The sequence below is a fragment of the Pseudomonas sp. GV085 genome, from assembly GCF_003050925.1.
Taxonomy (GTDB): Bacteria; Pseudomonadota; Gammaproteobacteria; order Pseudomonadales; family Pseudomonadaceae; genus Aquipseudomonas.
On the sequence record NZ_QAOV01000001.1, the window covers coordinates 528,938 to 555,620 of the forward strand.

General features: G+C 56.6%; 19 protein-coding genes. 9 read left to right on the forward strand and 10 right to left on the reverse strand.

The genetic code is table 11. The features are described 5' to 3' along the window. Positions 1–10: 10 nt before the first annotated feature. Positions 11–3,379, reverse strand: a complete 3,369-nt coding sequence (locus tag C8K63_RS02480) for an STY4851/ECs_5259 family protein (RefSeq protein WP_146176364.1) — start codon at positions 3,377–3,379, stop codon at positions 11–13. 313 nt (positions 3,380–3,692) lie between these two features. Here C8K63_RS02480 and C8K63_RS02485 point away from each other — a divergent pair, with 313 nt between their 5' ends. The 7 genes from C8K63_RS02485 to C8K63_RS02515 all read left to right on the forward strand — a co-directional run bounded on the left by C8K63_RS02485 (position 3,693) and on the right by C8K63_RS02515 (position 11,736). After that, entirely contained in the window at positions 3,693–5,918 is a 2,226-nt protein-coding gene (locus C8K63_RS02485; protein WP_108215231.1) for a CRISPR-associated endonuclease Cas3'', read from the forward strand. A gap of 55 nt (positions 5,919–5,973) precedes the next feature. Further along, complete coding sequence (gene cas5c, locus C8K63_RS02490; protein ID WP_108215232.1) at positions 5,974–6,648, forward strand: type I-C CRISPR-associated protein Cas5c; 675 nt, start codon at positions 5,974–5,976, stop codon at positions 6,646–6,648. Further along, on the forward strand, positions 6,645–8,444 hold the full coding sequence (cas8c, locus tag C8K63_RS02495) for a type I-C CRISPR-associated protein Cas8c/Csd1 (RefSeq protein ID WP_108215233.1): 1,800 nt from the start codon (positions 6,645–6,647) through the stop codon (positions 8,442–8,444). The genes cas5c and cas8c overlap by 4 nt, the downstream gene beginning before the upstream one ends. Further along, the gene (gene cas7c / locus C8K63_RS02500) at positions 8,441–9,334 is read left to right on the forward strand and encodes a type I-C CRISPR-associated protein Cas7/Csd2 (RefSeq protein ID WP_108215234.1); all 894 of its coding nucleotides are present in this window, start codon (positions 8,441–8,443) and stop codon (positions 9,332–9,334) included. Before cas8c ends, cas7c begins: the two co-directional genes overlap by 4 nt. A 200-nt stretch (positions 9,335–9,534) precedes the next feature. Further along, complete coding sequence (locus C8K63_RS30680; protein ID WP_371920723.1) at positions 9,535–9,729, forward strand: hypothetical protein; 195 nt, start codon at positions 9,535–9,537, stop codon at positions 9,727–9,729. Further along, positions 9,710–9,901: a CRISPR-associated endonuclease Cas2 gene (gene cas2 / locus C8K63_RS02510; protein ID WP_256594881.1), complete on the forward strand. Its 192-nt coding sequence runs from the start codon at positions 9,710–9,712 to the stop codon at positions 9,899–9,901. The genes C8K63_RS30680 and cas2 overlap by 20 nt, the downstream gene beginning before the upstream one ends. Positions 9,902–11,328: 1,427 nt before the next feature. After that, the gene (locus C8K63_RS02515; protein WP_108215236.1) at positions 11,329–11,736 is read left to right on the forward strand and encodes a hypothetical protein; all 408 of its coding nucleotides are present in this window, start codon (positions 11,329–11,331) and stop codon (positions 11,734–11,736) included. A gap of 64 nt (positions 11,737–11,800) precedes the next feature. On the opposite strand, the gene C8K63_RS02520 is transcribed toward C8K63_RS02515, so the two are convergent. Beyond that, the gene (locus tag C8K63_RS02520) at positions 11,801–12,370 is read right to left on the reverse strand and encodes a recombinase family protein (RefSeq protein WP_108215237.1); all 570 of its coding nucleotides are present in this window, start codon (positions 12,368–12,370) and stop codon (positions 11,801–11,803) included. A 956-nt stretch (positions 12,371–13,326) separates the two neighbouring features. Here C8K63_RS02520 and C8K63_RS02525 point away from each other — a divergent pair. Further along, positions 13,327–15,108: a triacylglycerol lipase gene (locus C8K63_RS02525; protein ID WP_146176365.1), complete on the forward strand. Its 1,782-nt coding sequence runs from the start codon at positions 13,327–13,329 to the stop codon at positions 15,106–15,108. 203 nt (positions 15,109–15,311) lie between these two features. On the opposite strand, the gene C8K63_RS02530 is transcribed toward C8K63_RS02525, so the two are convergent. The 8 genes from C8K63_RS02530 to C8K63_RS02565 all read right to left on the reverse strand — a co-directional run bounded on the left by C8K63_RS02530 (position 15,312) and on the right by C8K63_RS02565 (position 23,372). After that, on the reverse strand, positions 15,312–15,833 hold the full coding sequence (locus tag C8K63_RS02530) for a hypothetical protein (protein ID WP_108215239.1): 522 nt from the start codon (positions 15,831–15,833) through the stop codon (positions 15,312–15,314). A gap of 710 nt (positions 15,834–16,543) precedes the next feature. Further along, the gene (locus C8K63_RS02535; RefSeq protein WP_108215240.1) at positions 16,544–19,450 is read right to left on the reverse strand and encodes a toprim domain-containing protein; all 2,907 of its coding nucleotides are present in this window, start codon (positions 19,448–19,450) and stop codon (positions 16,544–16,546) included. Continuing rightward, positions 19,447–19,965: a hypothetical protein gene (locus C8K63_RS02540; protein WP_108215241.1), complete on the reverse strand. Its 519-nt coding sequence runs from the start codon at positions 19,963–19,965 to the stop codon at positions 19,447–19,449. Before C8K63_RS02540 ends, C8K63_RS02535 begins: the two co-directional genes overlap by 4 nt. Beyond that, entirely contained in the window at positions 19,950–20,135 is a 186-nt protein-coding gene (locus C8K63_RS02545; RefSeq protein ID WP_108215242.1) for an AlpA family transcriptional regulator, read from the reverse strand. The genes C8K63_RS02540 and C8K63_RS02545 overlap by 16 nt, the downstream gene beginning before the upstream one ends. Positions 20,136–20,344: 209 nt before the next feature. After that, on the reverse strand, positions 20,345–20,647 hold the full coding sequence (locus C8K63_RS02550; RefSeq protein WP_108215243.1) for a hypothetical protein: 303 nt from the start codon (positions 20,645–20,647) through the stop codon (positions 20,345–20,347). Between the two features lie 302 nt (positions 20,648–20,949). Further along, on the reverse strand, positions 20,950–21,204 hold the full coding sequence (locus C8K63_RS02555; RefSeq protein ID WP_108215244.1) for a helix-turn-helix domain-containing protein: 255 nt from the start codon (positions 21,202–21,204) through the stop codon (positions 20,950–20,952). 120 nt (positions 21,205–21,324) lie between these two features. Continuing rightward, positions 21,325–22,014, reverse strand: coding sequence for a hypothetical protein (locus tag C8K63_RS02560; RefSeq protein ID WP_108215245.1), 690 nt, complete (start codon positions 22,012–22,014; stop codon positions 21,325–21,327). Continuing rightward, the gene (locus C8K63_RS02565; RefSeq protein WP_108215246.1) at positions 22,011–23,372 is read right to left on the reverse strand and encodes a tyrosine-type recombinase/integrase; all 1,362 of its coding nucleotides are present in this window, start codon (positions 23,370–23,372) and stop codon (positions 22,011–22,013) included. The genes C8K63_RS02560 and C8K63_RS02565 overlap by 4 nt, the downstream gene beginning before the upstream one ends. A 482-nt stretch (positions 23,373–23,854) precedes the next feature. Between C8K63_RS02565 and C8K63_RS02570 the strand changes: the two genes are divergently transcribed. Continuing rightward, positions 23,855–26,683: DUF5801 repeats-in-toxin domain-containing protein (locus C8K63_RS02570; protein WP_256594882.1), on the forward strand; the 2,829-nt coding region annotated here is incomplete at its 3' end.

The window sequence follows — 26,683 nt, forward strand, 5'->3', positions numbered from 1 at the left end:
GTCCTTCCAATTAATTAAGCACTGCACTCTCAGTACTGAAAGCCAAAATTTGGCCGAGACGGTACGCGGTATCGAACCATTCGCGATCGAAGTCACGGTAAAGGCGAAGGGCGTGAAGGCGGTCCGTGCTGGCCAGCCATTGGTATGACCTGCCTTGGGCAACCTCGAAGCCAAGCCAAAGAGGAAAGCCGATGACTGACCATTTATAGTCTCGGCGATCCAATGAGAAGGGTTCAAAGAACGCCTGAACGGCTGTTGTATTTAGGAAAGCGGCTATTTCATGCTTAAACAACTTGGGCCAATTGTCATCCTCACGGCGGAGCAGCGTATGGAAAGAACTCCCCTCAGGCTCGTTGAGAACGTGCTGCTGTAGGAACAGCAATGATCCAGGTAAAGTGATCAGCGTCTTAGCGGACTGATCATCTGCACCCATTACCAGATGGCGTGCAAGATCAATCGCCAGCAGAAGTCCTGGCTGCGCGATCCCCATTGAGGATCTGCAATCCAGAATGGTGCGTGCAAACCCTTTGGATCTGCCTTCGGCAAGCCAGAATGACTGAAGTATACGAACGCAAGCTACCCAGTCGGCCGGGGAGCCTAGTAGCCATTCGAAGGGAAGCTCCTCGGAGACCCTCCCCGCAAGTTTTTCGGCAAAGCCCTCGCAATGAAGCAACGTCATGATCATCGCCCGTGGTTTCGTAGAGAAGACGCGCCAAACGTCCAATCCGGACAGGGGCAGATGACCCAGATTTTCAACGATCGCCTCGAGCAGGAACCAATCGTCGTCCTCGGGGTGCGCAGCTAGATGTTCGGCCACGGCCGAGAGTGCGGCATAGCGTTCCTCGGTTGTTGCCAGCGACAACGCCAAGCTAAGCCCTGAAAGCTTTGGTTGAGGTTGACCGTAAGGTTGGCTAATGGCCCAAATGAAAGGGCGAAACGCCGACCTAGAAGTGTTATCAGGAAAAATCAGCCAAGGCCCCGAGTCGCGGCTGCCTGGATTAAACCACCAGCGGCTCAAGTACGAGTCTTCCGATCGAGCTTGCTTAAGCCGTTCGGGAGCGACGTCCGGATGTGAGATGGGGGCTGTAAAAATGCCAAGCGCTTCAATCCCACCCTCTGGTATCCGCTCGGCGTGCGGAAAGCAAACTGCCCCCGTTTCGAGGTCGCGCTGAAGTTTCGCTGTGTAACGCCCCACTTGAATGGAGGCCACCGATGTATTGAGCTCCTGGCATTCGATGGTCACTGTCGCATCGAGTGCCTCAATGCATGCGAGCATTTCCTGGATCGGCCGAATGTAGTCAAAAAGCCTGATTTCCTCGGAGACACCGTACTCGAAAGTCCGGGTCAGAAGCGGACGGCCTTTCGCGCTGTCTCGAAGCAAAAGGCACACTTGCCAATGCCGACGATGCTTCCCGGGTAGTAGCCGAAGGCGGCTGCCGAGTAGGTCGTTAACATCAATCCGCTGATGAGACTGCATCCGTCTCCCTTCAGGATCAAGAAAGACTGCTCCGGTCGCCGGAAAGGGAACTATCAGATGCTGCGTTTGATTGCCCGGCCAAGCGAGGGTGAGGGTCACCTCCGCGGGCACGGAGTGATCGTGTGCCCGCAAAGTGAGCTTCCAGTCGCGTCCTAGTTGCTCTGCAACCAGATTGCAGGAGTCATTTTCACAACCCACGCCCAGAGCTGGCCAAGATCGGAGCCACAGAACACCACTGCGGCTGTCGCTCTCCGCGCCTACCTCGACCGAAGCATCGGCGGGTAGGCAAACCACTTTCAGTCGAGTCTGTATCGTATCGGCATACTTCCATAGAAGGGTCCCCATCCCCACAGGCGGTGAGCGAAACGAAACGACGCATGGGTTGCCGCTCGTCTTCCACAGAAATTCGCCTTGTGCGATGGATGGGCCTGTCCCACTTTCAGCTATGCGGCGCAGAGACGGCATACCTCTGTAAGTTGGTACCGGCTCGGACCGTTCCACTATGAGTTGCCCACCCCAACAAAGCATCCCATCATCGTCGCGTTCCTGGGCGCATCGGATGCGGTAGACGCCATCTGCAAGTGATGCACGCGTAACCCCAGAGTGGACTCGGTAAAGGTTGCGCTCTGGCACCGGGGATGACAATTCATCAAAGTTTGAATCTTCGTTGAAGACCGTAGCTCGCGTTGGAAGACACAAAAGTACGCTATCGTCACGCGTACTACAGCTTCCCATGGCCACCAGTGGAGCACTTGGTGCTGCATCCTTAAAGACCCATGGCATGTCGGGCTCAAGCGTGTCGCTGCCTGACAACGGGGCTTCAAACAGGGTCTTACCCAGACGAATCAGTCTGAGGCGAGCAGAAACAGTTGAGTTGGCCAGTGAAGTGGGCAGCGGGCGGGCAACAAGCCTTACGGCACCATCGCGGCAAACACCGTCAGCGAGGTGAAACTCCCGGCCGCCAACCTCAACAGTGAGCTCAAACGATGGCGGCAGCAGATCTGTTGACGCGCCGTTGAACAACTCAGCTAATGCCTGCGGCGTGGTTCGGGGCGCGATATCGATTGCAGCATCCAGTCGGCAATTGCCCTCGGTTCCAAATCGAAGGGAGCGCCGCATCTGTACAGGGATACGAGACCCACTCCGGCTTGCGTCAACTGCTGCCTCGATCAGGCCAGTGAGTAGGCTTCGGGCCGAGTCGTCATCAAGACGAAGCGGAAAGTGGTCCATCCATTGCGGGTAGCGTGAATCGAGAACCTCAACAGGGTTTTGAGTCTCATGTAAACAATAACTGTGGTGCAAGCCTTGGACTGCTTGAACCACTTCCGCTAGCAGACGGTAAATCGTTGGCTGGCGATAGCTCGATGGAAGAAGCTCACAATGGTGCTGAATCTCTGCCTGAACAACTTCTTCGGCAAGGCGGAAGGTGATGGTTTGACGGAGTACGGCCTTTAATAAGCGAACCAGGTTGCCGTGGGACGATTCGATCAAACGCAATGGAAGGCCGCCCTGAATCGCAACCAAGCCTAGATAACGCTTACCACGCCCCAGCTCGGCCGAAAGGCGCCACGCTTTCCTCCCGGCGATTACGTACTGCTGACAGGCTGCGTACCCAGGAAAAGTCAGCGACAGGTTTGCGAATACCGGATTCCAGGCCCAGGCGCCTCCCTCGTAGGAGCGTTTCCACCATTCGGCAGCGTAGAGCAGCCATGCCATGGCAAACGCGGTGCCGTCTAATCCACGGGGATTGAGTTCGTGATTTTTCAGCAGTTCGGAAAGAGCTGCATATTCCTGGTCTGAGGTGCGGTAGGCATACAGAGGTCTACCATCAGGTTCGAGGAGACTGCGATTGGACAGAAAATGCTGGGTCCAGGTACCCAAGCGTGGTTTTGCTACATCCATGACCGAAACCATATTCACCCTCGCGTGGACACTATAAGGCTATGAGAAGCAAGGGCATGCGAGGCGCGCCCTAATAATCGTGCCGTCCGTTCAGCTTTGTACTGGCAACTTAGAATCATGCCACGGCTATTTCAATGGGTGAATCCTTATGGGCGGTGAAGCGACTAGCGGCCGAGGGGTTGGCCATCGTCGAATTCTTGAATAGTGACTCTGCGCCCGCGCCTTGAGCAAAGATTTTTTAGGCTGAAACGGTTATTCGCGCTCGTTCATTTTGTACTCGGCTAGGCTCCATTTCATGAAAAGGAGTGCTCATATGCCATCTTTTTACGCCCACTCTAGCGAACGTTCCGATCGATTGGATTGGCAATTGCTGGCTGATCATCTCTCAGCAGTAGGTAGCTTGGCGGGTAGTTTCGCTGTCGCTTTTTCTGCTGAGGAGCTAGCCCGTGTTGCGGGTTTGTTGCATGACCTTGGCAAGTACACCGAGGAATTTCAGCTTCGTCTGAATGGTGACTACGGTCGTGTCGATCACTCCACTTGGGGCGCGCGGATTGTCTGTGAACGCTATGGCCCGCTCGGCAAACTACTGGCTTATGGCATTGCAGGGCATCACGCCGGTTTGGCGAATGGCCGTGATCCCGGTGAGCGCACGGCCTTGAATGACCGATTGCGTGTGGAACTGCCTAGTTTGTTGTCAGCCTGGCGCGATGAAATCGAGTTGCCCGCGGAAAACTCGCTGACCCCACCCGCTGGCTTTCGGGCCTGCCAAGGGCGGGGGCAGTTTCAACTTGCCTTCCTCGCCCGGATGATTTTTTCCTGTCTGGTGGACGGCGACTTTCTCGATACCGAGGCCTACTACCACAGGATCGAGAAGCGCAAAACGCTGCGCGGTGGCCCGCAACCCAGTCTGATGGAACTGCGCTCACGGCTTGATGGCTACCTTGGCCGATTCAAGGCCAACTCAGCGGTTAACCAGTTGCGCTCTGAAATTCTCGGCGAGGTGCGGAATCGAGCGCAGCTTGCGCCTGGGTTGTTTTCGCTGACAGTGCCCACCGGCGGAGGGAAGACCCTGGCTTCTCTGGCATTTGCCCTGGATCACGCGATAATCCATGGCTTGCGCCGGCTTGTCTTCGTCATCCCCTTTACCAGCATCGTGGAACAGAACGCAGCGGTTTTTCGTCAAGCGCTCGGCGATCTAGGCGATGCCGTACTGGAGCACCACAGCGCATTTGTCGACGACAAGAGCAAAAGTCTTCAGTCTCGCGAAAAAATCTGCCTGGCGATGGAGAACTGGGATGCGCCGATCGTGGTGACCACCGCGGTGCAGTTCTTTGAAAGCCTTTTCGCGGCCCGGCCGTCCGCTTGCCGCAAACTGCACAATATCGCCAGCAGTGTGGTGGTGCTGGACGAGGCTCAGACCCTGCCGCTCAAATTGCTGCGCCCCTGTGTTGCTGCGCTCGACGAGCTGGCGCTGAACTACAAGGTCAGTGCGGTGCTCTGTACCGCAACCCAACCAGCCCTGGAAGCCCCGGACTTTATTGGCGGTTTGCAGAACGTCCGCGAGTTGGCGCCCGAGCCGGGTAAATTGCTCGCTGCACTCAAGCGCGTGCAGGTACGACATGTCGGGAGCTTGAGTGATGACGCACTGGCGAGCCAGCTGGTCGAGCGCGACCAGGTGCTGTGCATCGTCAACAACCGTCGCCATGCTCGAGCGCTTTATGAGGCTATCGCCGAATGTACTGGCGCCCGCCATCTGACGACGCTGATGTGCGCCAAACACCGCAGCCAGGTGCTGGCTGAGGTTCGTGTGCTGTTAATGGAGGGCAAGCCTTGTCGCTTAGTCGCGACCTCCTTGATCGAGGCCGGAGTCGATGTCGATTTCCCCGCGGTACTGCGCGCCGAGGCCGGGCTGGACTCCATCGCCCAGGCGGCGGGGCGCTGCAACCGGGAAGGCAAGCGCTCGATAGCAGACAGTGATGTGTTGATTTTTTCCACTGAGAATTCGGATTGGGCACCACCACCTGAGCTCAAGCAGTTTGCCCAGGCGGCGCGTGAGGTGCTGCGCCACCATGGGGATGATCCGCTGAGTCTGGACGCCATCCAGCGTTATTTCCGTCTATTGTATTGGCAGAAGGGACCGCAGGAGCTGGATGCACACAATCTCCTGGGGCAGATCGAGGATGGCAAGCTGGACGGCCTGCCGTTCGAAATGCTGGCCAGCAAGTTCCGCATGATTGACAGTGTGCAAATGCCGGTGATCGTTCCATTACCTGGGGACGACGAAGTCCAGTCGGCCTTGCATGAGTTGGAGTTTGCTGAGGGTTGCGCCGGTATCGCCCGCCGCCTGCAACCCTATCTGGTGCAGGTGCCACGCCAGGCTTATGCCGCGTTGCAGCAGGCTGGGGCTATTGAGGCGGTAAGCGAAAAACGCTATGGCGAGCAGTTCATGGTCTTGGTCAATCCTGATCTGTATCACCCTCGGTTCGGGCTGCATTGGGATAATCCAGCCTTTATCAGCAGTGAGCGGTTGTTTTGGTAACTAGGTCGTCGACCCAGGTTGGCGTGGGTAAAGGAATACAGAAAAGGAGGGCCAGATGGCCTACGGAATTCGATTATTGGTTTGGGGCGAGCGCGCGTGTTTTACCCGACCCGAGATGAAAGTTGAGCGCGTCTCCTATGACGTGATCACACCCTCCGCGGCGCGCGGCATTCTCGAAGCTATTCATTGGAAACCGGCGATTCGCTGGGCGGTGGATCGTATCCAGGTACTCAAGCCGATCCGCTTCGAATCCCTGCGGCGTAACGAGGTGGGCGGCAAGTTGTCCTCGGCCAGCGTTGGCAAGGCGATGAAGGCCGGGCGCACCGATGGCCTGATCACCTTTGTCGATGAAGACCGCCAGCAACGGGCGGCCACCATCCTGCGGGATGTGGCCTATGTCATCGAGGCGCACTTCGAGCTGACCGAGAAGGCCGATGCCAACGACTCGGAAGGCAAACACCTGGATATCTTCAATCGGCGTGCGCGCAAGGGGCAGTATTTTCATGCACCTTGCCTCGGTGTTCGCGAATTCCCCGCCTGCTTCCAGTTACTGGAAGCAGGCAGTAACGAGCCGATTGTGGATGAAGCACTCAAGGGCGGGTTCGACCTGGGCTGGATGCTGCACGACATCGACTTTGCCAATGACATGACGCCGCATTTTTTCCGTGCACAGATGAGTGATGGTCTGATTGAAGTGCCGCCGTTTATGGCTGCGGAGGTCAAGGCATGATCCTCTCGGCGCTCAATAGCTACTATCTGCGACTGGTTGAGCGCGATGACGAAAAGGTGCCGCTCTTCGGCTACAGCCAGGAAAAAATCAGTTATGCGTTGGTGCTGTCCGCCGAAGGTGAGCTGGTGGATGTGCTGGATGTACGTGACAACTCAGGCAAGAAGCCGCTGCCCAAAAGTCTGACCGTTCCGCAGCCTGAAAAGCGCACGGCCGGGATCAAATCCAACTTTCTTTGGGACAAAACCAGCTATGTGCTGGGTGTCAGTGCCAAGGTAGGCGAGCGCACCGCTCAAGAGCATCAGGCTTTCAAGACTTTGCATCAGCAGTGCCTGGATGACGAGATCGATCCCGCACTGCAAGCGTTTTCGGCTTTTCTTGGACGCTGGTCGCCGGAGCAGTTTCAAGCGCCGATGTTCAGTGAAGAAATGCTCGATGCCAACTTCGTTTTCCGCCTCGATGGCGAACACAAATACCTGCACGAACTACCTGCCGCACAACTACTCAGGGCCAAGTTACTGGCCAGTGCCGAGGTCCGTGATGGGTTGTGTCTGGTGACCGGGAAAAAACTGCCTTTGGCGCGCCTGCATCCGGCGATCAAGGGGGTGAATGGTGCCCAGAGCTCTGGTGCTTCCATAGTCTCCTTCAACCTGGAGTCCTTCGGCTCCTACGGCAAGAGCCAGGGTGACAATGCGCCCGTTTCCGAGGCGGTGGCTTTCGCTTACACCACCGTGCTTAACCACCTGTTGCGCCGCGATGAACACAACCGCCAGCGTCTGCAGATCGGCGATGCCAGCGTGGTCTTCTGGGCGTTAGCAGAAACCCCGGAACTGACGAATAGCGCAGAGCTGTTGTTTGCCGATTTGCTGAGCCCACCCAGCGACGATGCCCAGGAAGCAGCCAAGCTGCGCACGGTACTGGATGCCGTAGCTAAGGGCAGACCGTTGCGCGAGCTGGGGTTGCAGCTGGATCAGGGCACTCAGTTGTTCGTGCTGGGCCTGGCGCCGAATGCTTCGCGTTTGTCGATCCGCTTCTGGCAGACCGGTAGCCTGGGTTTTTTCGCCCAGCGTCTGGCCGAGCATTACCAGGATCTGCATATCGAGCCGCTGCCGTGGAAAACCGAGCCGGCGATCTGGCGCTTGCTATATGCAACTGTCCCTAGCCGCGACGGTAAAACCAAGGCAGACGATATTTCACCCCAACTGGCCGGTGAAATAACCCGCGCCGTTCTGACCGGCAGCCGCTACCCGCGCAGCCTGTTAGCCAACGTAATCATGCGGATGCGCGCCGATGGAGACATCTCTGGAGTGCGTGTGGCGTTGTGTAAGGCCGTCCTGACGCGCGACATGCGCCTGGGCGTTAAAGGAATCAATGAGGAGGTGCCTGTGAGTCTCGACAAGGAAGCCAGCAACCCCGGTTATCGCCTGGGTCGGCTGTTCGCTGTACTTGAAAGCGCCCAGCGCATTGCCTTGGGCACGCAAGTCAACGCCACCATTCGTGATCGTTACTACGGCGCGGCATCGGCAACCCCCACCAGCATTTTCCCGATGCTGTTGCGCAACACGCAAAACCATCTGGCCAAGGTGCGTAAAGAAAAGCCTGGTCTGGCACATCACCTGGAGCGCGAGATCGGCGAAATCATCGACGGCCTGGATAGTCAGTTCCCGCGCAGCTTGAAGCTTGAAGATCAAGGTCGTTTCGCTATCGGCTATTACCATCAATCCCAGGCGCGCTTTGGCCGCAGCGCCGAAGCCGACACCGCTGGAACAGAAAAAGCAGAGCTAGGAGCAGAGCAATGAGTGCCATCGCCAACCGTTACGAGTTCGTTTATCTGTTCGATGTCAGCAATGGCAACCCCAACGGCGATCCGGATGCCGGCAATCTGCCGCGCCTCGACCCGGAAACCAATCAGGGGCTGGTCACCGACGTTTGTCTCAAGCGCAAGATCCGCAACTACGTCAGCCTGGACAAGGAGGGCGGTGCCGGTTACGCCATCTACATGCAGGAAAAATCCGTGCTGAACAATCAACATGAGCTGGCCTGGAAAGCCCGGGATATACCTGCCGATGCCAAGGATGGCTACAAGAAGCTGCCCAAGGACGTGGCAAAGGCCAAGGAGTTGACCGACTGGATGTGCGCTAATTTCTTCGACGTGCGTACCTTCGGTGCGGTGATGACCACTGGGGTCAACTGTGGTCAGGTGCGTGGTCCGATTCAAATGGCTTTCGCCACCTCAATCGACCCGGTGGTGCCGATGGAAATCTCCATCACCCGCATGGCCGTGACCACCCAGAAAGAAGCGGAAGAACAAAGCGGCGATAACCGCACCATGGGCCGTAAACACATCATTCCCTATGGCCTTTACCGCGCCCATGGCTTTATCTCGGCCAAGCTGGCTGAGCGCACCGGCTTCTCCGAGGGCGATCTCGAATTGCTCTGGAGCAGCCTGATCAACATGTTCGAGCACGACCGCTCAGCCGCCCGTGGCGAAATGGCCGCCCGCAAGTTGATCGTCTTCAAACACGAACATCCCATGGGCAATGCACCGGCCCATGTGTTGTTCGATACGGTGAAGGTCGAGCGTGTACAGGGCGAAGCCGCTACGCCGGCCCGCAGCTTCGGCGACTACCGGGTGTCGATCGACAGTGAATCCCTACCGCAAGGCGTCAGCGTATATGAGTTGATCTGAAGAGAGGCGGGCATGGACGACGATGACCTAATTCCACTGTCCGCCTTGCAGCATTACCTGTATTGCCCTCGGCAATGCGCCCTGATTCATATCGAGCAGTTATGGGCTGAAACCGCCATACCGCCGAAGGGCGGCTGCTGCATGAGCGCGCAGACCAGCCGCACACCGAACAACGCCATGGTGTGCGCACGGCCACCGCCATGCCGTTGGTCAACCAGACGCTAGGTATCGTGGGCGTTGCCGATGTGGTTGAGTTCCATCTCGCCGACAGCGGCGAGCGCATTTACCCGGTGGAATACAAGCGCGGTCGCCCTAAAAAGCACCGCGCCGATGAGGTCCAGCTCTGCGCTCAGGGGCTGTGCCTCGAGGCCATGCGTGCAGTATTCGGTGTTTGAGATTGAGGTAGATGCAGCCCAATGGACGTTTCTCAAACAACGACTCTGCGGCCTGATTGACCCTGAGCAGGACAGCCTGCGCTTCTACTTCCTAGGCAAAAACTGGCAAAGCAAAGTCGAGCATATCGGCGCAAAGGCGGTGCTGGATCTCAATGGCCCGCTAATTCTCTAGTTTTTGCGAACCACAAGCGACCGGCTAAAGTCTGGTAGGTTCGCGGTTCTTTAACAAATTGATTTGACTGGATTTAATTTTATTGAGGAGCAACTGCAAGTTCCGCTTGCGGCAGTACGCTGCGGTTCGCGGAACTGGAGAGTTTTCCTTATGGCGGTCGCCGAGTTATAAGGGATCGTCGCGCCCCACGCGGGCGTGCGGATTGAAACGACATATCCAGACTCCCATTAAAAAGCCCTGGCAAAGTCGCGCCCCACGCGGGTGCGTGGATTGAAACAGCTCCTTGACCTTGTCTAGGCAGGCGTTCCAACATCGCGCGCCCATGCGGGCGTGCGGATTGAAACGACCCGGCGACGAAGACCTGCACCATGAATTGCGGAAGTTGCGTCCCACGTGGGCGTGCGGATTGAAACTCCTTGGCCTCGTTGATCACCATCAGCGCGTGCTGGTCGCGCCCCACGCGGGCGTGCGGATTGAAACATGTTTAACCAGACCGTTCGCGGCCTGTTGCGTAAAGTCGCGCCCCACGTGGGCGTGAGGATTGAAACAACTCCACAGCGAGAGCGGTTTTCGATGAACGATGTCGCGCCCCACGCGGGCGTGCGGATTGAAACTCAGAGGCGCTGCAAAGGCCGTACAGGCGACTTGGTCGCGCCCCACGCGGGTGTGCGGATTGAAACAAACCGTTCGCGCAGGAACTTGACGATGTCCTGTGGTCGCGCCCCACGCGGGCGTGCGGATTGAAACTCTTCGAGACGAAGGGAAGTCAGGGAATCGGGAAGTCGCGTCCCACACGGGCGTGCGGATTGAAACGACGACATGAAGCGCGAGGACTTCAACCGCAAGTAGTCGCGCCCCACGCGGGCGTGCGGATTGAAACAGCAGGTATGCAGCCGGAACCCACGCGGGGCACCCGTCGCGCCCCACGCGGGTGCGCGGATTGAAACTCGACACCACTGGTGTGGTAGATGTCGATGCCCAGTCGCGCCCCACGGGGGCGTGCGGATTGAAACCAAAACCTCCCTCATTCGATAATCGGTGCGGTGGTTGGTCGCGCCCCACGCGGGCGCGCGGATTGAAACATGCATGCAGTGATCAACAGTGAAGACAATGAGTGTCGCGCCCCACGCGGGCACGTGGACTGAAACTAATAGGGTATACCGGCCTTGCTAGGGCGATCCCCGTTGACGAATGAGACGACGAGGACAATGGATTCGAGTGTGGTTTTTTGGGTGGAGTAATACCTACCCGCGAAGATGCTCGCTTAACCAAATCGCAAATTTCTGAACAAATCTTCAGGTTGTGCATACTCCTAGATACAGTCGTAGTATGGCTGAAGCGAGGGGTTTTATTACGGTGTATTACACTTTTGGTCCGTTAAACCCGCACTTATAGCGTGCCATCACAAATATCTGTTTGGGGAAAATATGGGGGAAAATGACAAGCTTCCGCCGCTGCCAGGCAGCAAGGCGCTGAACTGTTATGCGGAAACGATCAGCCAACTCGAGAAGGCCTCTCGCTCGGCTGGGCATACAATGGAGATGGATGCATGGTTTTCCCTGCCGGAGTACGACGCTGCACTGTACGAGGCCTATGCACTGCAGCTGGTGCACGGTGATCTGTCGGCGGACGGGTTCGACATGGCAGGCATTCACTCGCGACCAGCCGAGCGGTTGGGCCAGATGCCTCTGGCTGAGGTGCGTCGGTATGTGCACGCGCTATGGCGCTGTGAAAGGCACACCTACCCGCACGGCAGCCTGGTGCTCGATGCTGTTCAGTCCGGAGCGCTGGGCATAGCAGCCAGAAGGCTGGCTGCATGCTCAACTGACGCGTAATCCACAGCGGCCACTGCTACCATCCTTGCTGACGCGTCTAGGACCTTTCACGAGGCCAAGCGCACTACAGGGGAACGAGGACCGGCCGACATGCTCGCTTCACACTCGCGACAGATATCCCGAACTGCGCAGCCGTGGCGGCGATGCTGGCCCCGTTATCCTTCCTCCAGGCGACAACCTGGTTGTCGTTGATGGTCTTCACCCGGCCCAGGGCCTTGCCTTCTGCCTTCGCACGCTGAATGCCCGCCATCTGCCGGGCTTTGATGTTGGAGCGCTCTAGCTCGGCCACAGCCGCCAGCATGGTCAACATAGCCTTGCCGATCGATGTGGATAAGTCGAAGCCCTCGCGCTGACTGATGATCGCTACGCCCTTATTCTGTAGCGCTTCGACGGTGGCAAGCACGTCCAGCGTATCGCGCCCCAGGCGGTCCACGGCACCGACGATCAAGGTATCGCCCTTGCGCAGGTAGCCGAACAGCTTGGCAAACCCTGGCCGATCAGCAGCCCGCACCGCACCGGAAACGCCCTCGTCCGCAAACCACTCCTCGACCTTGTGTAGCTGCTCGATGTTATGACGCTGAGACTCGACGCTCTGATCGACCGTGCTGACCCTGATGTACCCGATGACTGCCATTTTGCCCTGACCTAGCTCGTAATGTATGGATCATAATTTGTTGCGTAGCTCAAATTTTAGCAACACCTTTGAGCTAGTCTGAGCGCATCGCTTTATACATGGGTCTCAGGGTGTACCTTTTGAGCTAGATAATCGCCCAGACTTGTCCATTCATTTGCATTCGACCTGACCAGCCATTTGCATCAAATTTGACCACCACGCTTCGTGGCCGTGACCGGCAGAGAACGGCCGAGACTGTGTAAAAACGTTTTTGAGCGAGACAGGTACTCAAAATCGGACTGGAAATCGCGTTTCTACGCGAAATCCACATCGGCTGACGTGCCGATAAATTTCAGATTTAACGTAGATGCGCATACTTCAATTTTGGTGAGGCGTTTTTACACACTCTGGGCCAATAGCTGCCGGTGGTACTGGCAAAAGCCAGCCAGAAGCGGACTGTCACGGCGCTACAACGGATGGCGACTCGCATTGCAGATAATTTGTGCTCCTTACCGTTCCGCATACGGGGGCTTGTGGGGTACTCCCCCTATATGGCTGAGTTATGTCCGGTCATTCCCATTGTTGTTCACTTCATGGGCAATGATCAGATGGTTTTGCCGTCGACTGCGGTTTATACGTTATAGCCAACCGTGCCGGTGTCTAGGCCAGTCGTGGTAAAAAATTTTTATTGGACAAAATAGTAAGGGACTTAGGCTACACTGGACTTTGCTGGAGGCTTCGACAATCACACCGAAAGCATAAGGAATGGCTCATGACTTTGATATATGAATGGCCTAAGGCATGATGCAATTGAGGGTGTACATGGCGAACATTACCCGATCATATTATGGGTCAGGCTACCAAGCTTTATAGATGCTAATGCTAGATATTAAATTTTTCGGCGCCATAGGTAAACTGACTTGAGAGTTTCTTATGGGGAATTTATTCAAGGAAGGTTTACCCAAAGGAAGATGCGAATGAATACGTCTTTTTCTGGTGTTATTACCTTGATTCACGGAACCTTTGCAAGTAATGCGGAATGGATAACCGCAACTTCAGAGATCTATAAAAAATTGTCTGCCACATACCCAAATGCATCGGTGAATATGTTTCAGTGGAGTGGGGGCAATTCACATCGGGCACGGACGCTAGCAGGATTAGAATTAGCAAGTACCCTTGAGACTCAGCTCTCTATAGAGCCGGAAAAAAAGCACATACTGATAGCGCATAGTCATGGCGGAAATGTCGCATTGTACGCAATGCGAAATAAACTGGTTGCATCTGCGGTAACCAAGATTGTGTTTTTAAGCACCCCGTTTTTTCACGCAAAAAAAAGAGAAACAATGCGCATGTTTTCTTTTTTTGGGCCATCAATATCATGGCTGCTAATATTTCCGATTTACATGCCATTTGGAGATATGGCGCTAAGGCTCTCCTTGGAATACTTGTTTTTCAGTGCGGACACGGCGGCCTTATTGTCCTTAATTATTAGTCTCATATTAATATGGTACTATGCATATAAGGGGGGGAGGGCGAGTCTTAGTCGTTGGTTATCAAAGGTGTTGCCAAGGGCGTTAGAGAGAAAAGCAAGATTTTATCTGCGCACGGTTTCCACTCCGGAAGTCCAATGCCAATGGTTGGCACTGTACACATCCAGAGACGAAGCGCTGCTTTGGCTTAAATCGCTAAATTTCATCAGTGCTATTCCTTTAAACTCAAGCAGCCTAATTACTTCTATCCTTCCAAAACTATGGCCGGTAGTGGTAGTTTGCAGCGTGGGGATCGCTCTGGCCACATACATACGGGATGGGAACTCTGATTACGGTGTAGAACTCGCTTCAGATTTTATTATCATGCCCTATATTATTGGATGCCTGCTCTCCTTGCTGATATACCTCCTCGGATACCTTATCCCCCCTTTGATTCGTGGAAACAAAATTGGTTTTGGCAGTGAGGGGGTGCTCATGAATACCCTAATTTCGATACTGCCAAGCGCCGTACCAGACTCGTCCCTCGTCGAAGGGAGCGGGAGCTACTTATTTAAGCCCTCTGCTGGTTATTCAGGTTTGAGACACAGCGCCTCCTACGCAGACCCGGAAGCGATTGATTTAATAGTTTCTTTCGTGGGTGGAAAAACGCCAAGCTATGGCAGGCCACGAACGACGCCAAATCCAAAGTGGGTGCGCGCATTTAACTTGCTTGGAGCGGCAGCCATAATAACTACCGCGCTGTATTTTATTTATTATGAAGATATCAGGCTATCAGGCAGCGGTATTAAAGAAATTTATACTAGCCTTGACCCCTCTCTTAAAATCGTATCTCGACGCATGCTGGCTGAAGTCAAAGAATCTTTGCAGCCAGAGATTACAAGGACGATCCCGTTTTCCGTTAATCATGACTTTGCAAAGCAGCACTGCCACTTGGCGGGCCTATATGGATCAGACTCCCGCTCTAGCCTGGTCATGGTATCACTGGATGACTGGTACACACTAACGCAAGCGCAGATAGACACCTACAAACAAGATAAGAGAATTAGTGAGGATTTAAAATCAAAACTCAAGCCAATGAGCGAGCCTACAACGTACTTGGTGCTGCATAGCTTTTCTGAGCACAAATGGGAGCGAGAGTTTTGGTTTGAGAAACATCCAAGGACCAATTTGCAATATATAAAATCAGGGGAAATAACTATTTCCAACACAAGCGAGGAAAACTCCGCAAATATAAATTTTAAATTATATTTAGACTGTTACGCTCAGTGAGTGGGCTGGCCCTTGCGTAGAATCTTCTGGCTCTGATAACGAGGCTATAAGAGCGAACGCTCTTGTCTGGCTAGGCGTTCCGCCAGTGGCTGCTTCTGGCTATATTGGGTCGTTTTTTGCCTGTCACGAAGGACGGCATCCGGCCCAGCGTGTGTAAAACGCTCATGGTCTCATCGTCTTGGGTCATTGAAGTTCGTTGGCTGTCAGCTGCGCTCGATCACAATGGTCTGGTCCTGCTCGCCATTATCCAGGCCCCAGGCCAAGCGCTCGGCTCGTTGTTTGATAGCGAGCGTCTGGGCCACTCGCCAGGCCAGCCGAGCTCCGTTATCGCTCCTGGATCGAACCGCCTCGCTTAGTAGGCCGTCCACGACTTTAAGCTGATTTCGGTGCGCCACGAGCAACTGAGCACGATCATCGGCAGCTATATCCTCCCGTGCCTCTGCCATGGCAGCTAGGCGATCCTCTGCCGGCACCTGGGCGGCCTCCAACTCCGCTGCAACCTTTGCCATGCGATCGGCGATCCCATGGGCTCGCTCGGTCAACTTCGGCCCGCCAGCCTTCTTCCAACCGCCATCAGCAGCGCTCCAGCGCTTCATCGTGCGCTCACTGCAATCGACCTGGGCCGCTACTTCCGCCAGGGTCATTGGTGTGGTTACGTAAAGGGTTCGTGCGGCCTCGCGGCGGATCTGGATTGGCTGGATTGGGCCTGGCGTATCGGCGGTCATGGCTATGGTCTCGCGGGCCTATGGTGGGCGTCCCATGATCGTAGCGTCACGCCAGGGAGCGCTGGCACCTTGTCACCCGGAAAACTTCTGTGGAGAGGGCCGCTGGTGTCCATATGGCTCGCATCAGCGCGAAATCCCCATTCGCCAGGTGTGTGGCTGGGCCTTCAATCGCTGCCCTAAGGCTTGTTCCCATGTTCCCACCCTGTTCCCATCAAGCTTTTGGAGATGGGAACAGCCAAAGCCCAATGAACACGGGGTTTTCCACCCTCCTGTTCCCATGTTCCCATATAAAAAAACAGATAGATGTATAGGAGAGTCATACCGTTAGCCTACTATCTATATTTCTGGCTAGGAGGGTATATTTCTATTTTGTATAGGTCTGTCCTCAGGATTGATTGGAACATGGGAACAAATCGCCGTATCCCTTGTAATACGCGGTCTCCAGCGTTCCCATGGGTTGGGAGCAGGTGTGGGAACAAGTCTCGAAGTGGGAACAGAAACGCCCCCTAAATCACGCAAATGAGAATTGCTACGACTTTGCACCGAGTCTGATGATTGACCCCTGCCAAAGGGCCATGCGCTCAACTGGCGAGCTGTTTGTCCACCGGCAACATGGATCTGCTCGGTGGCACCGACGCTGCCCAGGTGACGGCTGATCGCCAGGCGCAAAAAAGCCCGCACGAGGCAGGCTCAATTCTGCAGCTTGTTGATCAGAATGGTTTGCCATCGTCCTCTGGCTCATCGGTGCCGAGGACCACATCCAAGGCCACCGACACGTAGCGCGTCGGAGCACCTGCAAACCTGACCTTCTCGACTGGCCCTGGCTCGCCCTTCTTCTTGACCTTCGATTTCCACGCACTTGGCAGGCGGGCCAGACGGCCGATCAGGTCGGTTTCGAAGTCGGTTCCTTCGACCAGCACCACCAGCTCGCGGCAATTCATCGAGAACAGCAGCCGGCGCGGTGACTCTCCATCGGAGAGGCGGATCCCGTGCAGGGTGAGGGCATGGGTCGCCATCTCGTAGCTTGGCAGGTCGCCTGAGTGGTTCGTGGGTGGGCTGGCGAAGATGATCTCCAGCAACTGGCCCACGCTGTAGGGACGGTTGTCGACCTTGATGTGCGAGCTGAGGATGGCGTTCAGCGCGACCCTACCATCGTTACCGTCGATCGATACGCCAGCACCCAGAGCGGCCCAGTCGCAGCCTCTGATCATCACCATGGCCTCCAACTCGGAAGGCACGTAGCTCTTCTGCATGCACCAGGCACCCGCCATCAGCGTACCGAACTGGTCGCCATCACGCTGGCGGCCGAAGTGCTGACCCGCCACACGGGCGAAAACCTTGGCCGACTCGCGCACTACCCGCAGCATCTTCATGGCTCGTGCGAAAACCCGCTGACTCAGTGTCTCGTCGGCATCCATCTTAGCCAGGCGGTCGGAAAGGCCGTTGGTTTTCCAGGTGTCGCCCTTGACCATCTCCAGGCGGGTCAGGCGGTCGATGTCGGTCGCACGAGTCAGGTTCGGTGCCACGGCTACCAGACAAAACATCGAGCGCACCTGGTAGGCCATGGCCCGGCCGCTAACTGTGCCCCTAAACGTTTGTGCCCCGCCCTCGGACGAGCTTTGGCGGATCAGGGTCAGTACTCCCTGCATTCGGGATTTATTCTCTGCCCCGGTTTCCGCCTCGTCGACTAAGACCGGACGAGCGTCCAGTCCCAGGGACTGACGAATGCCTGCCTCGGTGCTGTCGCCCTGGGCGTTGAGAGCCCAGCCCTTATCAATCAGGCTCAGTAGATACTGCTTCTGCAGCGAACTTTTACCGGTACCAGCCTCACCACTGATCCAGACGTGAGGCCGCCAGTCCAAGGCACCACAGATCGGCGCCAGAAACGCCCAGCCCGCCATCAGGATGCCGGCGCCCCGCTGTTCCCAGTTGTACAGCTCAGCTGTCTCGACAAGCCATGCGCCTTCCTCGTCTGTCAACGCCACTTCGGCAGGTGCGCGCATCTCGCCGCCGGCCTCGTACACGAAGCGGGAGCCTTGGATGCTAGAGAGCCGGATGGCCTCGCCGTCGACGCTGAGACGATTGCCGAGGTGGAACACCAGCCGACCTTTGTCGAGCCACACGCCACGGCCACGGATGCGATCGGGAGTGTAGATCCCACGGCGCTGAGCGAGCTGGATGATCTTGTCTGCGGCAGCCAAGGCATTGATGCCGCCGCCTTTCTTCGGGTATTCCAGCTCCCAGTGCTGAAGGCTATCCAGCTCGATCAGACTCGATGCCGTCGACAATTTGGCCGCCGTGTACTCCATGACTTGGTTTTTGCCGTGGACGTACACGAAGTAACGGTCGTGGTCGTAGCCCAGAATGGTGAAATAGCCGTTGTTGGTCAGCGGGTCTTCATCGCCCGGCTTTTCCGGGGTGCTGGGTGGCTGCGGCTTTTCCGGCGGCAGTTCAGTGGTTGGGGGCAAGTCGGCGCCCATGTTGGACTGATCGAAGCCGACCGGAGTGCCCATGTCATCCCACGGCAGGTCAATATCGTCCGGGATGTATTCCGGCTCATTGGCTGGCACCAGTAAGGCGTTCAGTGTGGCGGCGATGATCGCCGCGACAGCGTCGTTGCCGTCGCGCTGGGCCAGATCGTTAAAGTCGGTCGGGCCGGACCACTTGCCGCGGTCATCCTGCACGCCATAAGCACTGGCGAACGGTGGCACCGCCATCAGGCCGTTAACAGCCTTGACCGCAGCGCGGGCGAAGTGCACGCCCGGGTTGTTGATCGGCGTGGTGGTCCACTGGTCGTTGTCCGCTGCCAGCAGGATGATCGCGTCTGGCTTGCTTTCGCGAATCGCCTCGGCGACCGCCATCAGGTTGCTTGTGTCGAACGCGACCAAAATAATGTGATTAGTCGCTTCGTGAATGGTCGCGCCAGTAGCGTAGCCTTCGCAGATGATGAACACCGGGCGACCGTCGAACAGCTGCGGCTTGCCGATGGCGTGGAACAGGCCGTGTTTGGCGCCGTGCTTCAGGTAGTCCTTGTCGCGAGCGCCTTCGCCCTTGCCCAGGATCTTGCCGGTGAAAATGCCCTGAAGGCTGTGAACCTTGCGGGTCTTGTCGCACAGCGGGACCAGCAACGCATTGTTGGTCAGCACGCGAATTTCGCCGGTTTCGGCGTTGATGAATTCCCAACGGCCAACGCGCAGGCCATGGGCCTTGACGCCTTTGCGCACCAGGTACGGGAAGTCATCGCCAGCCGGTTTGGCGGCGTCCCAGATCGACTGCGCACGCGCAGCTGCATCAGCGTGACGCTTTGCGGCGGCAGCGTTCTGTTCGTCCTTGCGGCGTGCCCATTCCTCGCGCTGCTGTTGCAGTTCGGCGGCGGTCATGGGTTTTGTTTGCTGCTTGGACTTCCATGAAAACTTATGGTCGCCATAGCGTTTAAAACAACCGAAGGCGCCGGCTGGGTTTTCGTCCAGATGGATATTGGCCCAACCGTTGGTGGAACCCACGCGGTCGCCCTGGATGTGGAACCGCTCAAGGGTGCCATCCATTTTCAGCTGGCCGGAGGGTTCAATACCGCGTTCACGCATCGTGGTGAACAGGTCGTCGATGGCGGCATTCATACGGACGCCGCCTTGCGAGCGCTACGATGTGCGTAGCTGGCGACCACATCCAAAAGGTGCCCGAGCGAGCTGATCGGAAATGCGCGCCCTGTTACGGGGCAGATCCATACGACGGGCAAACCAGTGTCCACACCATCGGAACGCTTGTCCCGGAGTGCTTTTGTAAGGCCGTATGAGGGCCCAGCGACTTGAAAGTGATGTCCATCAGTATCGCGAACATCGCAAAGTGCCAGATCTTGGCCACCGCACAATTTGATTGCATAGCGTAGGAACTCGCTGTGGGTGCAGTCGAATTCTTCGGGCTCGCAGCGCACATGGTCAAGGTGTTGAGCGGTGCACCATTGATCAATGGTGCTGGCGAGCGGAGCCAAAATGGCTTGCACATGTTTGGTAGTAGTGCCAATATCGTTATTCAAATTTGTTAGATTCATCAAGGTTTCTGCCGAGGTGAATTTGAGCGAAGGATCCGGCCGCGCAGCCGGATTTTTTTTGCCTGGAATTATTGTTGGGCGCATTTCGAGCGTTCCTTCAGATATTCTTCCAGCGTTGCCTTTTCCCAGCCCAATGTGCGAGCTGTCAGCTTGATCGGTTTAATGAAGCTACCGGCGGCGACCATGCGCTCCAGCGTTCTTCGAGACACACCAATCATCGTGGCGACTTGCTCAGTGCGAATAAATTGGTTCATAGCGGATCCTCATGCGAGCTTGATGGTGATTCATCAGCTGTCGCATTGTGTGCGTCACGACGGTCTAGAATTTTGCAATTCAGGCAAAAGACCACTCTGGGAATAACGTTACGAACGTCAGTGCGAAAACTGCCAGCTAGGTCATGCTTTCGATCAGCATGTTTGCCGGGGCAGTGTGGACACATCGTGACGTAGGACCGCCAAAGCGTTCACAACCCGATCCCGAAATGCGCAAGCACGCCAGTAGGTTCAAGTTCGTATCGCCGGCCAGCCAGGATGCGACCTGTCTTGCGCTCCTTGATCCGGATCCCACCCATGTTATTTGGTCCGGTGCCAATGCCATCGGCCGAGCGCTCCAGCATGCAGCCAAACTGTGTAGCTACTTCCACAGCCCTGTTCAGAAGCTCAGGAGCCCAGTCTGCAATTTCTTGCTCGGCCAGCAGGCGGTCATACTCGTGCCAGTCATTACGAGCCCCCGCATCCACGATCTTTTGGAGTCGATCGTCGCTCATTTGGCACCCCCGCTCAGCGTCGCTTTCTGCACGAGCCTTTCGATCGGCGGCGTAGAGGGCGGCGCTTGGCGGGAATTGCCAGATGCGACATGAGGGTGAGTTATGGGGTATTGGTATTGCACGTCGTTTCTCCTTACCTTGGCCATAAGGGCGCGGTCTGCGCAGAGGTTGATCGACCGGGATTCGTCGATACCCTTATGAGGGGCTGCGCAGGCGACATAATGGAGACCTGCTATTCAGGCCGATCGGCCAAGATCGGGCTGGCAGAGTGCTGCCAATTAGAGTCATATCACCACGAATGGTTAAGCGGTGTGGCCGGCAGTGCGGCTGTCGATGAACTTAGCAAGGTCGGCCAAGCGGTAGCGCACCAGGCGGCCAACTTTGGCGAAGGGGAGGTCGTACCGCCCGGTGGAACGCCAGACCGCAAGCGTGCTTGCCTTTACCCCCAGGGCAACGGCAGCCTGCTTGTCGTCAATCTGGTTTGGTGGCCTGGAGGGGTCGTAGCCGAGAGCTACTGCAATTTCAATTTTGATCGTTTCGACGTTTGTGGTGGTCATTCGGAAAGCCCCATGTTGATTAATGTGCTGGGGCTATGATCGGTAAATCGAGACTGAAATACACCGCAACTGCGGTAGGCGTTACCGCAGTCGATTTTTTCCATGCTTATTTGCGGTGTATCACTCGATTTTTTTACGAGCCTTATTTGCCTCTGAAAAAACTTCCTCCAGATTGCGCTCGCTGAGCCCGTGTAAAGGGAATCTGTCCAAAATTTCCCCAATAATTGCGCTCTGGGGTCTCCCGTTCGGTCGGGCGTGCTCAACGGGATCTTTTAGCAGTTCCAGCAATGCGCTGATTACAAGAATGTATGATGGCTTGGGAGGGGCCTCAGCAGTAAGTCGAGCTTCTCGTTCTTCCTCCAGTGCCCGTCGCGCGATACGTTCCTGCTCTAATATCTCCTGCAGTTGGAGCAGGCCGGAGCTCTGAGCCTTGTAGTCAGACAGTCGATCAATCAGCGCCTCCAAGGCCAGTGGCGTGAACCACATGGGGCGTTGCATCAAATCGATTGATGTTTCCCAAGAAAGGCCGTCTGCCTCGATCGTTATCGAGGCTTTGAAGTCATAGTATGGGTCACCTTTTCGAGCGGCAGTGATTCTATGCAAACCGCTGAAATCTCGACGTTGGGGGCCGTGCCACATTGTGGTTCCCATCAGTGGCAATTCAACCGTAGCCGGCGTGCCTGCATCAGAACAACTCTGTGCCAACGTAAATACGTCAATCTCTACGCCTGTCACCTCCGCGACGGCCTGGGTCGCCTGCTGTTGGTCCAGTCGTTTCAGCAGTCGGTACTTCGCAGGAAGGCGACTCAATTGGTGGGCTCCGCTGGGTGGTTGTGGGATGAACTAGTGATCTCTTTTGGGCGTCCAGCATCAAGCATTGCAGTGGTTGCGGTGTTTACCGCCTGCCGTACCGGGTCAAGGTCCAGTCGAGCGTAGACCGCTGTTGCCTGTTGCGTTTTGTGGTTCAAACTCTTGCCGATAATCGCCAGCGATGCGCCTGTTTTCGCCTGCCAGCTGCCTAGAGTGCGACGCAGATCGTGAATGCGCAGATCGGTCATGTCATAGCTTGCTGGGTGAATTTGAAGGGAGTCAGCAAGAGCTCTGTAGCGCTTTTCTGCTTTGGCAGGTGCAGCTGCAAGCAATTGGTCTGCATGTTGACGCTCTTCAGGAGGTATTTTCCCTTCAGCTTGCAACTGATCCATTAAGCGGCGAATGCTGGCTCGCTTAAGAACGGTGGCCCAGGCCTTTTTCGGTTCGACCAGGTGACCGGTCTTGCCGGTGCTTGGAAAAACGAAGGGCGATGTGTCGGAGTGTTTTCGACGCATTCGCAGTATGTCGACGGCTTCAGGTGAAAGAGTGACGTTCTGCGGTGTGCCATTTTTTGTCATCGACAAGCGCCATACGCCCTCATCGAGATACAAATCACGCCATGTCATTGCCTGTACGTTTGACCGCCGAGCGCCAGTCAGTAGGGCGATCAGGAAGAAGTCGCGCAAAGTTGATTCATCAATAGCAGTGAAAAGCTGGGGAAGCTCATCAGCGAGGGCAAACCGATCGCGGGAAGGTGCTGGGTTTTTTTGAATGCGGCTGGCAGGATTTAGACCTGTGAAAATCTCGAGGTCGGCAGCAAAGTTGAAGATTGATGAGATCAAGATTGCCGCTCGGTCCGCTTGCGCGTGGCTGACTTTGCTTGCCTTGGTGTGGATGGCCTTCACTTCGCTCCGTGATACATCGCTGAGTTTCCGGTTCTTGATCGGGCCAAGGTAGATACGACTTACGTCTCGATAATTGCGCTTTGTTTTCTCGGTTAGCGGAGTGCCATCACGCTTCTTTCTTTCAACTAAAAAGCGCTCGAACATTTCTTCGAATGTAGGTTCGCCCCGGACGGCGCGTCGGGCTTTTGCAGGGTCGGCTCCGGCGGCGAACTCACCAAGGATTAGTGTGGCTTCTGTGCGCGCTTGCTCAACTGTCATGTCTGGGAATGTGCCTAGCTTCACCCACGCCATCGACGTACCTGTGCGTTTGACGACATAGAACGACTTTGATCCGCTGGCAGTCACTCGCACCGCCAGCTTGGGAATTTGCGTGTCGTACACGGTTAGGCGCTTGCCGGTTTCAGGGAGGGGGAGTGCGGTCACGGTGGTCTTGGTGAGTTTGAACCTTTCCATTGATCATCAGCGCCTATAGCTATCTGTTCTGGGCTATCGCCCGGCTAGCATGGGCTATCAAAACTCGTGAATATTGGTGATAGCCAATAAAGGCAAGTATCGGCTGAAACCCCTGTTTTGTATAGGTTAAGTAACGTTGGTAAAGGATGGTTATCTGATGGACCCTCAAACTCCTAAGGGGAAGGCTGGCAGTTCGAACCTGCCCTGGGACACCATATTTCGCAGCTCCCCCGCCTGTTTCAACACTTCATTTTCATGACCTGTAGATAAAGTTCGACAAATCCTGGTGCCCGGGATTTATCGAAGCCATCAACTCTACCTTCGCAACCTCCTCCTCCTCTCCCAAGTAGTCTGAAACTCCCATCCCACCTGGGAGTATCGGCCGATGTGCATCCTGCGGTGCTTGTTCATAGTTGTGACCAATAGATCAGAAAATGGTCCAAGGTCGACCCCCGATGACTGGACCCGCTCAGGAGAAAGTCATGACTATGCGCAAGAAAACCTCATCGCTAACGAATGACCTGGCCAATAACGCCGGTGACCATCCTTCACCGGTCAGCCACGACTGGACTTTTACCTACATTCCGACCGTCACCACCAACCTTGAAGACTACGCACCCGGCAGTACCGCCATCATCACGGCCAGCGGTTTCGCCGCCGGCAGCACCGTGACGCTCGAAGTGGACCACGCCGTCGGTGCCGGCGCGGATGGTGTGTGGGGTACATCCGACGACGTACTCAATACCAATATGGGCGCGGGGCACGAGCCCTGGTCCGTGACCGACGGCGGTGCCGGCGATCTCGACGGCCAGGTCAACGGCAGCGTCACCACCTCGTGGTACGTGAATCCCGACGACTCGGCAGGCGCGACGTTTCTGCTCACCGCGACCTCTGCGGGCGCCGACGGTGTGCTCGGCACCGGTGACGACGCCGTGGCGACAGCGTCCTTTACGGACAGTGTTTTGAGCGTCGTGGCGACCGGCGAGGACGTGACCCTGGACGAAACGGCCGGGTTGCAGAACGGCACGGCCACTCCAGGCCCAGTGGGAGACGCTGACGACAACGACATTCTGGTGACGTCCCTGCCCACGACCTTCGCTAGCCGTTTGACCGGACTTGGGGCAGGCACCGCAACGGGGGCGGCCTTGAGCGGCTTTACTGGTGCCGTGGGCAATACAGGCAGCAATGCGTTCACCATCACCTCTGCACCCGGAGCCAGCATTACCGATGTCAGCTTCGTCGACAGCAATGGCGCACCGCTCAGTGGTGTGGTCAGCGGGCTGTTTACCCTCGACGGCATCAGCATCCTTCTCTATACGGATACGAACAACAACATCGTTCTGGGCCGAGCCGGGAGCGCAAGCGGCGCGATCGTGTTCGCAGCCTTTATAGAAGAAACCGGTTCGCCGGTCACGGGCGGCAAGATCTGGACCGTGGAGTACCAACCGCTGCGGCATACAGATGCTACGAACGCCGATGATTCGCTCAATCTGCTGAATAAGGTTTTCATCGGAGCCAGCCAGGACCTGGAGTTCAGTCTGGCCAATGCGCCCTCGGGTCAGAACCTCTTTCTGATGTTTACGACGGCGACCCCGACCGTTGTCAACGACGGTGGTGTGTTGCGGATCACGGACCCCACCATCATCGCCACCGGCAAGGACCCTGCAGACCAGTCAAGCGGCGCCAATATCACGACTGGCGACACGATCAATACCAGCCAGGCCGGTGGCCCCACCACCTTCGGCACCAACAATCAGATGATCACGGAACAGGAGGGTATCCGTTTTTCGTTCGTCACGGGTGCCAGGCAGAATGTGACCATTCCCAACCTGGACCAGAACGAAGCCGATGTTGAATCCAACGTCGACTTTACCGGCGTCTTCAATGCGAAATCGGCCAGTTTCGACGTCGTGCAGTTGCAAAGCGGCAAGAGTGCTGTGGTAAAAATCAGCGCATTCAGCACCGCGTCTGAACCTGGCGTGAATTTCATCAACGGATATGCCGGTGATACGTCGGTTGCAATCACCAATATTCGCGTCATCAATAAAAGCACCGGGCAGGTGGTCGAGAACTCAGACGGATCGGTGAATAGTCCGAGCATTGTCATCAGTACTGTTGGCGGGGTTGCAACCATCACCGGCGTTTTGGCCGGCTACCAGATTCAGTACACCACAACGTCGGATCACAACCGCGTACTCGTCGAGAACGGAGCGGCCGTCGACGCCAAGGGCAATAACCACGCCGATTTCGATATCGGTGGCTTCAAGTTGGTCCAGGCCTCTATTACAAAAACCGAAATCGGCTCCAAGATCATCTTCGACGATGACGGGCCGAACATCAGCAGCACCGGCGTGGAGCCGACGCTGACCGTGGACGAAACGGTACTGGCGACCAACGCGACCCAGAGCTTTGCCGCCAACTTCAACTCGGCGTTTGGCGCCGATGGGGCGGGCACGCTGACCTATGCGCTGAACGTGGTGGCCGGAGCCTCCGGGCTGACGGACACGGAGACTGGCCAGGCGGTAAACCTGTCGCTCAATGGCGCGGTGGTGGAAGGGCGTACGGCCCTCACCAACCAGCTGGTGTTCACGGTCAGCGTGGCGGCCAATGGCAGCGTCACGCTCGACCAGAGCCGGGCGGTGGTGCATGCCAACGCCAGCAATCCGGATGATTCGACGAGCTTGACCTCGGACAACCTGGTGACACTGACGGCAACCAAGACCGACAGGGACGGCGACAGTGCCTTGGCGACGCTGAACATCGGGCAGAACCTGGTGTTCAAGGACGATGGGCCAAGCATCACCACCACCGGCGTGGAGCCGACACTGACGGTGGACGAGACGGTACTGGCGACCAACGCCAGCCAGAGCTTTGCCGCCAACTTCAACTCGGCGTTTGGTGCCGATGGGGCCGGTACGCTGAGCTATGCGCTGGGCGTGGTGGCGGGAGCCTCCGGGCTGACCGACACGGCCACGGGCGAGGCGGTGAACCTGTCGCTCAATGGCGCGGTGGTGGAAGGGCGTACGGCCCTCACCAACCAGCTGGTGTTCACGGTCAGCGTGGCCGCCAATGGCAGCGTCACGCTGGACCAGAGCCGGGCCGTGGTGCATGCCAACGCCAGCAATCCGGATGACTCGACGAGTTTGACTTCGGACAACCTGGTGACCCTGACCGCGACCATTACCGACAAGGACGGCGACAGCGCCCAAGCGACCCTGAACATCGGGCAGAACCTGGTGTTCAAGGACGACGGGCCGAGCATCAGTACCACCGGCACGGAACCGACGCTGACGGTGGACGAAACGCTGCTG

Excerpts from the sequence above, each read along its gene's own strand:
- cas8c (WP_108215233.1), top strand. The coding sequence starts at position 6,645 with ATGATCCTCTCGGCGCTCAATAGCTACTATCTGCGACTGGTTGAGCGC.
- C8K63_RS02485 (WP_108215231.1), top strand. The coding sequence starts at position 3,693 with ATGCCATCTTTTTACGCCCACTCTAGCGAACGTTCCGATCGATTGGAT.
- C8K63_RS02525 (WP_146176365.1), top strand. The coding sequence starts at position 13,327 with ATGAATACGTCTTTTTCTGGTGTTATTACCTTGATTCACGGAACCTTT.
- C8K63_RS02540 (WP_108215241.1), bottom strand. The coding sequence starts at position 19,965 with ATGCGCCCAACAATAATTCCAGGCAAAAAAAATCCGGCTGCGCGGCCG.
- C8K63_RS02555 (WP_108215244.1), bottom strand. The coding sequence starts at position 21,204 with ATGACCACCACAAACGTCGAAACGATCAAAATTGAAATTGCAGTAGCT.
- C8K63_RS02520 (WP_108215237.1), bottom strand. The coding sequence starts at position 12,370 with ATGGCAGTCATCGGGTACATCAGGGTCAGCACGGTCGATCAGAGCGTC.
- C8K63_RS02565 (WP_108215246.1), bottom strand. The coding sequence starts at position 23,372 with ATGGAAAGGTTCAAACTCACCAAGACCACCGTGACCGCACTCCCCCTC.
- cas7c (WP_108215234.1), top strand. The coding sequence starts at position 8,441 with ATGAGTGCCATCGCCAACCGTTACGAGTTCGTTTATCTGTTCGATGTC.
- C8K63_RS02535 (WP_108215240.1), bottom strand. The coding sequence starts at position 19,450 with ATGAATGCCGCCATCGACGACCTGTTCACCACGATGCGTGAACGCGGT.
- C8K63_RS02545 (WP_108215242.1), bottom strand. The coding sequence starts at position 20,135 with ATGAACCAATTTATTCGCACTGAGCAAGTCGCCACGATGATTGGTGTG.
- C8K63_RS02515 (WP_108215236.1), top strand. The coding sequence starts at position 11,329 with ATGGGGGAAAATGACAAGCTTCCGCCGCTGCCAGGCAGCAAGGCGCTG.
- C8K63_RS30680 (WP_371920723.1), top strand. The coding sequence starts at position 9,535 with ATGCCGTTGGTCAACCAGACGCTAGGTATCGTGGGCGTTGCCGATGTG.
- C8K63_RS02530 (WP_108215239.1), bottom strand. The coding sequence starts at position 15,833 with ATGACCGCCGATACGCCAGGCCCAATCCAGCCAATCCAGATCCGCCGC.
- C8K63_RS02550 (WP_108215243.1), bottom strand. The coding sequence starts at position 20,647 with ATGAGCGACGATCGACTCCAAAAGATCGTGGATGCGGGGGCTCGTAAT.
- cas5c (WP_108215232.1), top strand. The coding sequence starts at position 5,974 with ATGGCCTACGGAATTCGATTATTGGTTTGGGGCGAGCGCGCGTGTTTT.
- C8K63_RS02480 (WP_146176364.1), bottom strand. The coding sequence starts at position 3,379 with ATGGATGTAGCAAAACCACGCTTGGGTACCTGGACCCAGCATTTTCTG.